Raw genomic sequence first — 11,947 nt, 5'->3', positions numbered from 1 at the left:
GCATTGAATTATCTAGGACAGCATCATAGTTTCTCCAAAAATGGAGCCAATTTCGCCGCAGCAGGCGACGTGCGAGACTCGCTGGCGACGTGAGCCACACGCGGGCGACGTCCGGCACGAGGCAGACGCCACGCAGCAAGAGAGAGAGTGTAAGGCAGGAATGAGCGACGATCTGACGGAAATGCTGGCGCCCGAGGAAAGGCCCGAGGAGAAGAAGGATGTCACCGACCTGTTGCTGCACGACATCCTGACCGGGACATTGCCGGCGGGCACCTGGCTCAAGCAGATCGACCTGGAACGCCGCTACGATTGTACGCGGCCGGAGGTGCGCCGGGCGCTCGACCGGCTATCGCAGCGCCGGCTGGTGCAGCACAATCCCAACCGCGGCTACCAGGTCTACGAACTTGACGACCAGCGCACGCGGGAGATCAGCGATATCCGCGTGATCCTCGAGACCGGCGTCGCCGACCGGATGATCGCCAATGTCACGCCGGCGGCCATTGCCGAGTTGCGCGGGCTCGCCCGGCAGTTCGACGAAATGTCGTTCCGCGGCTCCATCATGGAGCATTACGACGCCAACCTCGCCTTTCACCGCGCGCTTCTGCTTCTTGCCGGCAATTCCGAGCTCGTCGACGTCGTCGCCGAAATCCGCCAGCGAACCGTATCGGCCCCCGTCTCGCAATGGCGCACGCGGGCGCGCATCGAACAATCGGCGCGCGAACATCATTTGATGGTCGATGCGCTCGAAGCCCGCGATCTTGCCGAATTGAAGCGGCTGATCGAGATCCACATCCGCCAGGCGCCGATCAGGGCGTGAGCCTCAGCTCGGCACTTGACGATGTGTACTTACCTATTGCGAACCAAGCAGGATAGAAAATGTAAATTATCAACGGCAGCAAAAGCAAAACGCTTATGTCGATAATTGCGCTTTATACATTAGCCTCAGCAATAAATATTTACTTAATAAATTATTACAAAAACTACCATTCATATTTACCGCAGTACTGTATATTTCTATTCAGTTACCTCGGATGCGCGATGTTTGCTGACGACAAAAAATTTTCATTACACTTTGGGAGGCTTAACGATAAGGGATTCCGCGTCGCGGTAAGAACATTATCCTGGGTGCTGACCGCCATCAGTTTTCTCGGCATTTTCTTCATGGAGAGGGAGGCACAAGGTGGCTCGATCAAGGACGTCAGCCAGTACAGCATAATCCTCCTGCTCAACATTATTTTCTATCAAGAGATAAAAAGACTGCTGTTTTCACGATCCTGATCGTAACCGCCACCAGTACCGCGCCGATCGCGGACATGGCGAAAGCCGCCTTCAGGTCGCAGCCCGTGACGGCCTTGTGCCTGGGATCGTGGCTAAGCGCCCTCACCCTCAAAAGCAGCACCTCGGTTTCCTTGGGTGAGGATACGCGGCGCGTCGTCCGGTAGGTTATCGAGAAACCTCTCGCGGGCGCGGGGCAGCGAGGGTGATCAGGTCAGCCGTCATACTGGCCCCGTTTGACGTCATGCGAAGGCTTCACGAAGCCGCGAATTTCACCGTCACTCCGCGCTGCCGAAAGTATGCCTGCATCAGCTTCCTGCCGGAACGATTGTTCTGCACGAGCCTGGCCGGGTCGAATACGGCTTCTTTCAAACCCTCCCGCGCCAACGCTGCCTTGAGGGTCGCAATATGCATGTCAATGTCGGCATTGTCCGCCTGGAGCGATTCATAAATGCGGTTTGTTGCATCTGCTACGGTCGGTTCGCTCACTATTATACTCCTGTTGCTGCGTGGCTGGCGGTAGCCACATTCGTCGGCTTGACCCTATTGTGAAGAAAAATGCCCACGTCAATGGGTGACGATGGATTGGAGCATCGCGTCCGCTTTCGATAATGCGGCACCGGAAGCAGACCAGGAACTACAGCGCCGCGCGTCTTATCAGACGCGCAAAGGTCGCTGTAGCACTTTGAAGTGCTGCATGTTTTTGTCCTTTAACCGGCTACGATTAAAGGAAACATGCAGTAGCTCCCTTCGATCGAGACGGCACGGCCGCTTCTCGCCAGAGATGGCGATCTGCTCGGCCCGTTTCAGGCCTGCTCAAGCTCAAGAATGTTCCCCTCGGGATCGCGTGCATAGACGATGAGATACGGCTTATCCTTCATCCCAAAGTCCGTGATGTCGCCAATCTGGCTTCCACCTGCCTGAATGTACGGCGCGAATATCGCCCATCTGGAATGACAGGTGCCCAAGGCCAGGCTCGTTCACCCTTGGCTGGCCCCGATCATGCATGACCTTGTGCTCATGAATTTCCAGGAAAGGGCGGTCGAGTGCGGGGAATTTGAGCCAGATCGAGTAGATCTCGGAGTTCTCAATCCCATTGCCTCTCGACACTTTTTCTCCGGACAACATCCTGGGTTCGCGAAGGGGCTCGCATTTCAAGACGTTCATGTAAAACGCGGCGAGCGCATCCGCGTCGCGGGCGACCAAGTTGATGTGTGCGAGCTTCATGCGGCTATCCTGGTGAGGAGGCAATCGTACAGATTGGTCGGGAAAGCAGAAGGGGCTGCGGTCGGCCGACTGTGGTCCTTGGGCACGCTGGGCACGCACACCCACGGAGTATAGGACTCCATGAATTGGAACGCCGGTTGCGATTGACCGGAGCGCGGCGAAAGCTAACCGCCAAACAGGATCGTCACCGCCACCAGCACCGCGCCGATCGTCGTCATCGCAAAGGCCATCGGCCAGGGGCTGCGCCCCATATATTGCCCGAGCCGCGCGCCGACGACGAAGAGCATGACGAGCGCAATACCGTTCGAAACGCGCATCGCCAGCGCGACATCGTCGATCAACAGGAAGGGAATGCTGGGCGGCAGCGTCGAGGTGACGACGAGCAGGAAGATGGCGAAAGCCGCTTTCAGGTCATGCCCCGTCACCGCCCTGTGCCTGGGATCGGAGGAAAGCGCCCTCACCCGGAGCAGCAGCGCCTCGGTCTCCTTTGGTGAGGACACGCGGCGAACGTCGTCCGGCAGGCTTTCCAGGAACATTTCGCGGGCGCGGGCAAGCGGCTCGCGCCGGAGGGCGTCAAGGAAGCCGCGGCGGCGCACCCGCTCGACAGCCGTCGTCAGCACATACATGACGCCATCGACGATACCCCAGGCGATGTTGCAGCCGAGGGCGGCGACGAGCACGGCATTGACCCCACCCTCGCTGCCCGTGACCGTGCTCATCGTTCCCGTGAAGGAAAGCGCCATCAGCAGCCCGAAGATGATTTCCGAGAGGCGATCGATTGGATCGAGAACGGGGCGTGGATGGTCGCTCAAGGTTGTTCGCCCCGCGAGAAGAACCGAAGGGTGGAAGACAGGGGGCGGAAGGCGGCGAACCGCATGCGACCTCCCTATTGCATCTGCAGGTCGGCGAAAGCGTCACGCACATGATCGGCAACGGCCAGTACCGGTGCCGGCGCGTCAGTAATCACCTGCAGGCCGATATTGTAGTGGCCGAGATCCGGCAGGCCGTCGCGCTCGCCGAGCTGCACCATTTCGCCCTGAACGAGGTAGCGCGGCAGCGGCGCGATCGCGAGGCCGGCGAGAACGGCGGCGCGCTGGCCGGTAGTATAGGCGCTCAAGAAAGCGATGCGGAACTTGCGGCCCGCGCGCGACAGCTTCTCCACCGCATCGGCCCGCCAGACACAGCCATCCTCCCACATCGATACCGGCAGCGGATCCTTCAGATGCGCGTTGCCGCACTTGGCGCCGGCCCAGACCAGCTTCTCCTGCATCAGGATTTCGCCGTTTCTCGGCGTTCCCTCGGTGAGGCTGTTGAAGATGGCAATGTCGAGCCGGTGCTCGTCGACCTTCTTGCGCATGGCATTGCTCATGCCGATCGACACGTCGATCGTCACGTTCGGATAGGACTCCGCAAAACGCTTCAGCACTTCAGGCAGGATGCGTTCGCCGACATCCTCGGGCGCACCGACACGCACGACGCCATTCATGTCCGGCAGCAGGAAGCGCGACACCGTTTCATTGTTGAGCGACAGCAGCCGGCGGGCAAAGCCGAGCAGCATTTCCCCTTTCGGCGTCAGCGTCACCGAGCGCGCGTCACGTAGGAAGAGCGTGCTGCCGAGCATTTCCTCGAGCTTCTTGATCTGCATCGAGACCGCAGACGGCGTGCGATAGACGGTTTCGGCCGCGGTGGTGAAATTGCCGGTCTCGGCGATGGCGACAAAGGTCTTCAGCACGTCCATTTCAAGAAGCGGAAGCGCGTGGCGCATCATCATGTTCATGGCGGCATCCTCGATCAGAAAAACTGAAAGATAAGTTCACTTCATTTCGTTTGATTGAACATCAGCAATGACCGATAGTCAAGCTCAAGGACGACGAAGGAAGGAGAAGCCCATGTCCGCCGCCGCGCTTGTTATCGCCGCTTCGAAGAGTTCCCTGTGTAACAGCCCCGCGTCGCAGGTAGTGGTACAGATTCAGGATCGAAGGAGCAACGACATGGTCCTCAACACCCTTACCCAAGTGATCGCCGTACTCGACGGCGTTGTCCGGCAGAGACGCGAAAAGCAGATCGCACGAAATCGGGTGGAAGCCCGGCGCGAACTGGCAAAACTGCCGAAGAGAGTCCGCGACGACGTGATGTTTGCGGACCCGCTAATCAATCACCAAGTTTGATGGAAAGCATCAAACATATTCGTTGGAATGATAGATCGGGTTGCGCCATATATACGATTATGGTCGCGACCTGCTGAGACACTCAGAAGGAGCCATGAAATGTCCAACATTCAGTTTTCATCGGCCTCGGAACGGGCATCCTCCCACTCGTCCCTTCCGGGTCTCTTCAACCTGCGCGTCCGTGCCTGGGCAGCGTGGAAGCGTCATCGCCAGGAACGCGCACTGGAAAACCTGTCCTATGACACGCTGAAGGACATCGGCTTCCCGTCGGTGGACGATGCGGTGCATAAGACCGAACAATGAATGACGGCTTGACCGGCCCCGGGCCGGTCGAAGCAGCCGGATACGATGAAGGGCATTGCCGAGAAGGCGGTGCCCTTTTTCTTTGCGCCCACCCCATCTTTCTTGAGCGAGAGCTGCCCCGCCGATGGTTTAAACGGCTTCGACAATGCGGCAGGTGCGGAAGCCAAAGACCCGGCCCATCTTTGCCGCGCGCAGAGCCTGGGTAAGCCGGTCACTGAGAAAGAATAGGCGGATCAAGGGTGGGCTCACCCACAGATCAGAGCCCTCAAGTGGACTGACGGCCACATCGCCATCGAGAAGATGCGGCCTCATTGTCAAAAGGCCATTGTCGAATTCGATGACCTTTTGCGATTGACTACGCAGGAACGTATCCTTGCGCTCGCCGATGTTCAGACAAAAGTACTCTCCCTCCACCAGCGTCGTGCGGTCATGCTGGAAAAGCTTGATCGGATAGAGCGAGGAATGGCCGAGATCGAATTGCCGCAGCACCTCGGCGCAGGCCGCCGAAACCACCACCACTCCTGCGGCAAGCACGAGATCCGCCTGCTTCTTTTCCTTCTTGTCCGGATATTCGGCAAAGATCTCCTTCGGGAAATGCTCCGCAGACATCCGTTCGCCGGCTTCATTCAATTCGGCCATCTGGCCGAGGCCCATCCCCGTCGGCAATGGATCAGCCGTAAACCCCTTGATCCGTGATGAGTCCATGAAGGCGCGGCTGGCCCAGACCCGTACGTTTTCCGATTGCGGCATAGCGGCATAGCCTCCTGCAATTCGAGCCACATGCGTACAGAGCCCCTCCTGGCAAAGCGCGATGCATTGCCAAGCTGTGAAACGGTCTGGCGCCATCGGTGATTGTGCCCAATGAGGATCACTACCATTTAACACTTACTAATACAATCGCTGCCTGCTGCCTCCACACAGAACCCGATCTGATTGAATCGCGGAGGATTTCAAGTCAGCGATTTGATTTGATCCGCTCTCCGGAGACCGGCAACAGGCTGAGAGTGCTGTCGGCGGATTCTCCTGCGCGGGACTAGGGTTGTCGTTGCGACACGTCCAATACATCGCCAGCTGAGCGAGACTTGTCTTATACCGACACCCGCCTCCGTGCCGAAAGAGTCGCAATCGGCAAACACAACCCTGGAGCGCGCTTTGTGATTGTTGCGTATCTCTGGCAGTTCTTGTCAGATAACGTCAACTGTGCTGGAAAAACCGTCGCTTTCCTTACAAAAACCTGAAAGACCGGCGGAACCGCCTTTTGCCGCCCGATGTCGCAATGCGAAATCTCTTTGCGGTCGCTGCTTTCCATGCCAATGTCGCAAACAGACAAGCCGAAGAGTATCTTCCAAGCGACGAATATACGCCATCGCCAAGCATGGGAAGCCTCATGAACAAGCCACTGACCAAAAAGCGTTCTCTCGTCTTCTTCCTGGTGCCGAACTTTTCCATGCTGCCCTTTTCGGCGGCGATCGAAACGCTCCGCATCGCCAACCGCATGCTCGGCTACGAGGCCTATACCTGGCGCCTCGCTTCGTCCGACGGCGAAAAGGTCCTGTCGTCGAGCGGGATCGCGCTCGAGGTCAACTCGTCGCTCGCCGACGAGCGCAAGTTCCTCGGCGGCGAGAACCGCCCGTCGATGGTGCTGGTCTGTTCCGGCATCTATGTCGAGGATTTCAACAACAAGTCGGTCAATGCCTGGCTGCGCGAGGTCTATAACCGCGGCGTCGCCGTCGGCAGCCTCTGTACCGGCGCCCATGTGCTGGCGTCTGCCGGCCTTTTGACGGGCAAGCGCTGCGCCATCCACTGGGAAAACCTTCCGGGCTTTTCCGAAAGCTTCCCGCAGGTCGACGTCTATGCCGACCTCTACGAGATCGACAGCAACATCTACACCTGCGCCGGCGGCACCGCCTCGCTCGACATGATGCTGAACCTGATCGACCAGGATTTCGGCGAGAACCTCGTCAACCGCGTCTGCGAACAGGCGCTGACCGACCGCGTGCGCGGGCCCCATGACCGCCAGCGCCTGCCGCTGCGCGCCCGCCTCGGCGTGCAGAACGCCAAGGTGCTGTCGATCATCGAGCTCATGGAGGCAAATCTCGCCGAGCCGCTGTCGCTGCTCGAAATCGCCGAGGGCGCCGATCTCTCGCGCCGCCAGATCGAACGGCTTTTCCGCCAGGAAATGGGCCGGTCGCCGGCCCGCTACTACCTGGAGATCCGCCTCGACCGCGCCCGGCACCTGCTCATCCAGTCGTCGATGCCGGTCGTCGAAGTGGCGGTTGCCTGCGGCTTCGTCTCCGCCTCGCATTTCTCGAAGTGTTATCGCGAACTCTACAACCGCTCGCCGCAGCAGGAGCGCGCCGACCGCAAGCTGACGCTGCAGATGGCGCGGTAAAGACCGACATAAAGACCAGTCGAAGGGCGGAGCGATCCGCCCTTTTTCGTTTTGCCTGTGACACGTTTGGCTTGCGTCGTCGCGCCGCTTGCACGCTCCTTCTTTTTGGGTTGAATGGCTGGCGTTTCAGAACAAGAGGCAATGCTTCCTATGGCACCCGTCGAAATCAATCCTGCCAAAGTCCACGAATTCAGGGATTTGCAGTGCTTCTACGACTGGCTCGGCGCCCATCATCAGAGCGAGGACGAGGTCTGGATCAAGACGCACAAGGTGAACTCCGGGCTAGCCTCGATCACGCCCAAGGAAGCGATCGATGTGGTGCTTTGCTGGGGCTGGATCGATGGCGTGCGCAAGGGGCTGGACGACAAGAGCTTCCTGCAGCGCTATTCGCCGCGCGGCAAGAAGAGCATCTGGAGCAAGATCAACGTCGACAATGTCGCCCGGCTGATCGAAGAAGGCCGTATGACCGAGTTTGGCCTGCGCCAGGTGGAAGCAGCCAAGGCTGATGGCCGCTGGGATCGGGCCTATGCCAGCGGCAAGGACATGCAAATCCCCGACGACCTGCAGGCGGCGATCGATGCCGAGCCCAAGGCGAAAGAAATGCTCGCCAAGCTCAGCGCCCAGAACCGCTTCGCGCTCGCCTTCCGCACCCACAACATGAAGACCGAGGCCGGTCGCAAAAAGAAGATCGAGGCCTTCGTCGAGATGCTGAAGCGCGGCGAGACGATCTATCCGCAGAAGCTGAAATAGAACGCCGCAGCCGCGCCTGCCAACTTCACGCTATGGCTAAGCGCGCCCGAACCGCTGGCTCGGCTCTTCGGCGCCTGTGACGGCCGGCGGACCGAAGCGGTTGTCGCCCTCTTCTCCCGCAAGGAAGCCCAGCATCACAAGGCCCAGGAGCGGCCCGACGACCGGGACAAACAGCGCAAGGTTCCACCATCCGGAGCGACCGTGGTCGTGCCAGCGCTTGGTGTTGACGGTGAAGCTGAAATAGAGGTTTGCGATGAGGATAATGAAGACAAGCGAATGCATGAGGCTGAAGCCCGCCGCATAGTTATCGACGCCCGAAAGCGCCAACAGCGCCGCTCCGGCGAACATTGCCGCCACCGTCGCAATCCAGACAACGATCTGCGCCAACCACCAGGTCTGGCGTCCGATACGACCATCAAAACTCGTAAAAGTCTGCGAATTCACGTCGTCCCCTCCCCATCGGCTTCTCCGCATCCAGGCGCGCCTCCGCGCTGGCCTGCCCTTCCCCTCATATAGAAGATTCGCTAATAAACGCGTAGATGTCATGGCGACAGAAAGCGCTTCATGGTTGCGTAAACAAGTCGCCTCGGAGCTGCCCTCCGGAGCCGTTGGAAGCGCCTCGCTCTCCGCTCCCTCCGCTCAAGGACCAGCCCCACAAACGAGTGCGACCCTAACCGTGGAAGGCGCGCTCCAGTTCGGCGATGTCGAGTTTGATCATGCCCAGCATCGCCTCCGTCGCCCGCTTGGCGCGCTCGCGGTCCGAATGGGCGACCATGTCGCCAAGCACCCGTGGCGCGATCTGCCAGCAGAGGCCCCAGCGATCCCGGATCCAGCCGCATTGCTCGGGCTCTCCGCCGTTATCGAGGATCCCGCTCCACAGCCGGTCGATTTCCTCCTGGCTGTCGCACTGGATCATGATCGAGAAGGCATGGTTGAACGGGTCGAGCGGCCCGGCTTCGAGGGCCATGAACTGCTGATTGCCAAGCATGAACTCGATGACCTGAACGCTGCCGGGCGGTCCGCTCGGGCTTTCCGCCGGCAAGGTGGTGATGCGCGTGATCGCCGAGTTGGGAACGAGGGAAATATAGAAGTCGACCGCCTCGCGCGCTTCCTTCGCAAACCAGAGATTTGAAACAACATTCGTCATCTGTCGGCTCCTCTTCGTACCGCTTGATCATGTGCGGGTAACCAAAGGACGTTCGACTTCGTTCCAAGCCGACACGTGGCGCATCTTTTTTCTGAAGGCAGGCCTGCGGCTCGGGCCGGGAGCTTACGACGCCAGCGCGTCGAGCAGTGCCAGTTCCGAGATCACCCGGTTCCGGCCAGCGTGCTTGGCCATATAGAGAAACTGGTCGGCAGCGTGCAGGTAGTTTTCGAAAGCTTCCGACGTCTCGATGGTGGCAAGGCCGATCGACACGGTGATCGTCAGTTCCTCGTCGTCGGCGACGATCCGCGATTTCGCCAGCTCCAGCCTGAGCGCATCGCAGAAGGCGAAGGCGCGGCGCACATCGCAGCCGTTGAAGAGGATGCCGAACTCCTCGCCGCCCAGGCGGGCAAGCAGGTGCTCCTCGCCCACCAGCACCGCCAGGCGCTTGGCCACGTGTCTCAGCACGATATCGCCGATCTCGTGGCCGTAGGTGTCGTTGAGCCGCTTGAAATGGTCGATATCGAGTATGGCGATCGCCGTCGGCTCGCCGCGCCTCAGGCACTGCTCCACCAGGCGCGGGCCTGCAAGAAAGAAATGGCGGCGGTTGTAGAGATCGGTGAGATAGTCGCTGGCCGCCTGCCGCTGCAGCGTCTGCAGGCGCTTCTGGATGCTGGCGGCTTGCGCGATGCGGCCGTTGAACTCCGCTTCGAGGAACGGTTTCTGGATGAAGTCGGTACCGCCTGCTTCGAGAAAGCGGGCGCCCGCCCTTCGGTCGCCGCTGTCGGAAAGCCCGATCACCGGCAGCGCGCCATCGCCCTGCCGGCGTTCCACTTCGGCAAGAAGTGCTGCCCCGGTCATGTCGGCGAGATCGAGATCGGTGACGACCAGATCGACCGCCTCGCCGCTGTCGAGCACCTGCAGCGCATCGGCAGCGGACGCGACCTCGCAGACGGAAATCCGCTGCTTTCTCAGAATGCCGGCAAGCTCGCTGCGCGAGGCGGCATCGGAATCGGCAAGCAGCACCGTCGTCTTGCCATTGGTCAGCGCACGGTCGACGGCGCCGATCAGGAGGTTGATCGATTCAGGCTGATGCTTGATGACGCAATCGAGCACGCCGCGCCCGAGGATCTCTTCGCGCGTTTGGTCGTTGAAGGCTGCGGTGAAGACGACGGCCGGCACCTGATGGGCAAGAACGAATTCGAGCGCCTCGCAATTGGGCGCGTCCGGCAGGTTGAGGTCGAGCACGGCGAGCGAGAAGCTTTCCGGCGCCTGCTCCAGCGTTTCCCTGAGCGCCGCAAGCGAGCTGCAATGGGTGACGCGGATGCCGTGGACGGACTCGAGCCCGTATTTCAGCGCCGTCGCGAACATCCGGGAATCTTCGACAAGGAGCATGCGCTTGTCGCTGTGCTTTTGCACAGAATTCAGCCGGCCTGGCGTGCGGCGCAATCTCACGTCCCTGCAACCCCTCTCGAGCCGCAGGCGTGCTTCCCTTGAAGGGGGTGACGCTGGCTCCGAATATATGAATAGACCTGCCACTGACCGCACCGACCCACTGGCCGGCGTGGTCTGGTGTGACCGGGCTCCCCGCTCCTGCTGGGGCGGATTGAAGACCGATCGGATTGCAATTTCGTTAATGGAGCAACCTGCGCGCGGGATTTCGCGCAGATTGCCACAAAATTTTGGGGATTATTTCTCGTATCAGGCCGAAGCTTGCGCCGGAACCCTAACCTTTTCGCTGAGGGTGCGGATCTTCGTCAGTGTGTCCAGGTTCTGGTTGACGCGGCAGTAGAATTCCTCATTGACGAAGGGGCGGACGATGAAGTCGTTGCCGCCCGCTTTCAGGAAACGCGCCGACAAAAGCCGGTTGGTGGAGGACGAGACGCCGATGATGCGCAGCTGATGCGGCCCGTAGGAACCGCGGATGCGCCGCGTCAGCTCGAATCCGTCGATATCGGGCATGTTGTAGTCGGTGATGACGAGGCCGATATCGGGATTGCTCTTGAGAAGTTCGAGCGCGGCTGCGCCGCTGTCGGCCGAGCTGGTGCGGAAATTGTAGCGCTTCAGCTGTGTCGTCAGAAGTGCGCGCGCCGTCGGGCTGTCGTCGACGATCAGCACGTGGTGCTTGTGGTTGGTGAGGAAGCGGCAGACCGATTCCGCCAACATGTCGACGGCGAAGACGCTATCCTTGATAACGTAGTCGACGATCTCCTTGGCGAGGATCTTTTCGCGCGTCGACTCCTGGAACGAGCCGGTAAAGACGACGGTCGGCACGCTCATGTCGATCAGATAGTTGAGCGCCTCGCCGTTCTCCGCCCCCGGCAGGTTGATGTTGGAGATGGCGAGCGACGCCGGAAAAGTCGCGTTTTCGACCGCGAACTGCAAATCGTCATAGTCGCGGCAGACGATGACATCGATGTCGAACAGCTCTTTCAGCCGCTTCGAAACCATCGACGAGAAGAGGTTGGAGTCCTCGGCGAGCACGATACGGTGCTGGGCAAGGGATTCGCCGGAATAATACATTCCGGAAATGCCAAAAAACGACATTGAACGCCTATGTGAAAGAGTGTTCCCCTACAGCGCCCAAGCGTTCTTCGTGCCCGCAAAGTCACTGTAACTTGCAGCCGCCATGCTAGAGGAGAAAGGCTTTCTCTGGTGTTAATGAGCGACCGGCGAAATAACGAGGTC

15 protein-coding genes are annotated in these 11,947 nt (G+C 59.8%); 6 read left to right on the top strand and 9 right to left on the bottom strand.

Features of this window, described 5'->3' with window-relative positions; translation table 11 throughout:
* Positions 1–160 precede the first annotated feature (160 nt).
* A complete protein-coding gene (locus ASE60_RS25255) occupies positions 161–817 on the top strand; it encodes a GntR family transcriptional regulator (protein ID WP_057254082.1) in 657 nt (218 codons plus the stop codon).
* A gap of 221 nt (positions 818–1,038) precedes the next feature.
* Positions 1,039–1,278: a hypothetical protein gene (locus ASE60_RS25250; RefSeq protein ID WP_156414721.1), complete on the top strand. Its 240-nt coding sequence runs from the start codon at positions 1,039–1,041 to the stop codon at positions 1,276–1,278.
* A gap of 252 nt (positions 1,279–1,530) precedes the next feature.
* Here ASE60_RS25250 and ASE60_RS25245 read toward each other — a convergent pair whose 3' ends face one another.
* From ASE60_RS25245 to ASE60_RS25230, 4 genes are all read right to left on the bottom strand, one after another.
* On the bottom strand, positions 1,531–1,767 hold the full coding sequence (locus ASE60_RS25245; protein ID WP_082616074.1) for a hypothetical protein: 237 nt from the start codon (positions 1,765–1,767) through the stop codon (positions 1,531–1,533).
* Positions 1,768–2,145: 378 nt separating this feature from the next.
* On the bottom strand, positions 2,146–2,502 hold the full coding sequence (locus ASE60_RS25240; RefSeq protein WP_244495701.1) for a VOC family protein: 357 nt from the start codon (positions 2,500–2,502) through the stop codon (positions 2,146–2,148).
* Positions 2,503–2,666: 164 nt separating this feature from the next.
* Complete coding sequence (locus ASE60_RS25235) at positions 2,667–3,314, bottom strand: VIT1/CCC1 transporter family protein (protein ID WP_057254076.1); 648 nt, start codon at positions 3,312–3,314, stop codon at positions 2,667–2,669.
* A 74-nt stretch (positions 3,315–3,388) separates the two neighbouring features.
* Positions 3,389–4,279, bottom strand: coding sequence for a LysR substrate-binding domain-containing protein (locus ASE60_RS25230; RefSeq protein ID WP_057254074.1), 891 nt, complete (start codon positions 4,277–4,279; stop codon positions 3,389–3,391).
* A 112-nt stretch (positions 4,280–4,391) separates the two neighbouring features.
* On the opposite strand from ASE60_RS25230, the gene ASE60_RS25225 reads away from it, so the two are divergent.
* Both ASE60_RS25225 and ASE60_RS25220 read left to right on the top strand, forming a co-directional pair.
* On the top strand, positions 4,392–4,670 hold the full coding sequence (locus tag ASE60_RS25225) for a hypothetical protein (protein ID WP_057254072.1): 279 nt from the start codon (positions 4,392–4,394) through the stop codon (positions 4,668–4,670).
* A 99-nt stretch (positions 4,671–4,769) separates the two neighbouring features.
* Positions 4,770–4,973, top strand: a complete 204-nt coding sequence (locus ASE60_RS25220; protein WP_057254070.1) for a hypothetical protein — start codon at positions 4,770–4,772, stop codon at positions 4,971–4,973.
* 129 nt (positions 4,974–5,102) lie between these two features.
* Here ASE60_RS25220 and ASE60_RS25215 read toward each other — a convergent pair whose 3' ends face one another.
* Complete coding sequence (locus ASE60_RS25215) at positions 5,103–5,858, bottom strand: hypothetical protein (protein ID WP_156414720.1); 756 nt, start codon at positions 5,856–5,858, stop codon at positions 5,103–5,105.
* A 502-nt stretch (positions 5,859–6,360) separates the two neighbouring features.
* Between ASE60_RS25215 and ASE60_RS25210 the strand changes: the two genes are divergently transcribed.
* Together ASE60_RS25210 and ASE60_RS25205 are read left to right on the top strand one after the other, a co-directional pair.
* Positions 6,361–7,365 (top strand): GlxA family transcriptional regulator, encoded by a 1,005-nt coding sequence (locus ASE60_RS25210; RefSeq protein WP_057254457.1) that lies wholly within the window; start codon positions 6,361–6,363, stop codon positions 7,363–7,365.
* 150 nt (positions 7,366–7,515) lie between these two features.
* Entirely contained in the window at positions 7,516–8,115 is a 600-nt protein-coding gene (locus tag ASE60_RS25205) for a YdeI/OmpD-associated family protein (protein ID WP_057254066.1), read from the top strand.
* 36 nt (positions 8,116–8,151) lie between these two features.
* Here ASE60_RS25205 and ASE60_RS25200 read toward each other — a convergent pair whose 3' ends face one another.
* From ASE60_RS25200 to ASE60_RS25185, 4 genes are all read right to left on the bottom strand, one after another.
* Complete coding sequence (locus tag ASE60_RS25200) at positions 8,152–8,559, bottom strand: DUF805 domain-containing protein (RefSeq protein WP_057254064.1); 408 nt, start codon at positions 8,557–8,559, stop codon at positions 8,152–8,154.
* Positions 8,560–8,785: 226 nt separating this feature from the next.
* Positions 8,786–9,262, bottom strand: a complete 477-nt coding sequence (locus ASE60_RS25195) for a VOC family protein (protein WP_057254061.1) — start codon at positions 9,260–9,262, stop codon at positions 8,786–8,788.
* Between the two features lie 123 nt (positions 9,263–9,385).
* Positions 9,386–10,654, bottom strand: coding sequence for a diguanylate cyclase (locus ASE60_RS25190; RefSeq protein WP_093234663.1), 1,269 nt, complete (start codon positions 10,652–10,654; stop codon positions 9,386–9,388).
* Between the two features lie 306 nt (positions 10,655–10,960).
* Entirely contained in the window at positions 10,961–11,806 is an 846-nt protein-coding gene (locus tag ASE60_RS25185) for a response regulator (RefSeq protein WP_057254056.1), read from the bottom strand.
* Positions 11,807–11,947: the final 141 nt, after the last annotated feature.

This window comes from Ensifer sp. Root278, assembly GCF_001429285.1.
In the GTDB taxonomy this organism is placed as follows: domain Bacteria; phylum Pseudomonadota; class Alphaproteobacteria; order Rhizobiales; family Rhizobiaceae; genus Ensifer.
Note: the sequence above shows the minus strand (reverse complement) of the source record. Positions and strands in the feature narration are given on the sequence as shown.

Bases quoted from the DNA above. Each gene is read 5' to 3' on its own strand.
- ASE60_RS25255 (WP_057254082.1), top strand. From the start codon at position 161: ATGAGCGACGATCTGACGGAAATGCTGGCGCCCGAGGAAAGGCCCGAG.
- ASE60_RS25250 (WP_156414721.1), top strand. From the start codon at position 1,039: ATGTTTGCTGACGACAAAAAATTTTCATTACACTTTGGGAGGCTTAAC.
- ASE60_RS25240 (WP_244495701.1), bottom strand. From the start codon at position 2,502: ATGAAGCTCGCACACATCAACTTGGTCGCCCGCGACGCGGATGCGCTC.
- ASE60_RS25230 (WP_057254074.1), bottom strand. From the start codon at position 4,279: ATGAACATGATGATGCGCCACGCGCTTCCGCTTCTTGAAATGGACGTG.
- ASE60_RS25225 (WP_057254072.1), top strand. From the start codon at position 4,392: ATGTCCGCCGCCGCGCTTGTTATCGCCGCTTCGAAGAGTTCCCTGTGT.
- ASE60_RS25220 (WP_057254070.1), top strand. From the start codon at position 4,770: ATGTCCAACATTCAGTTTTCATCGGCCTCGGAACGGGCATCCTCCCAC.
- ASE60_RS25210 (WP_057254457.1), top strand. From the start codon at position 6,361: ATGAACAAGCCACTGACCAAAAAGCGTTCTCTCGTCTTCTTCCTGGTG.
- ASE60_RS25205 (WP_057254066.1), top strand. From the start codon at position 7,516: ATGGCACCCGTCGAAATCAATCCTGCCAAAGTCCACGAATTCAGGGAT.
- ASE60_RS25195 (WP_057254061.1), bottom strand. From the start codon at position 9,262: ATGACGAATGTTGTTTCAAATCTCTGGTTTGCGAAGGAAGCGCGCGAG.
- ASE60_RS25190 (WP_093234663.1), bottom strand. From the start codon at position 10,654: ATGCTCCTTGTCGAAGATTCCCGGATGTTCGCGACGGCGCTGAAATAC.
- ASE60_RS25185 (WP_057254056.1), bottom strand. From the start codon at position 11,806: ATGTCGTTTTTTGGCATTTCCGGAATGTATTATTCCGGCGAATCCCTT.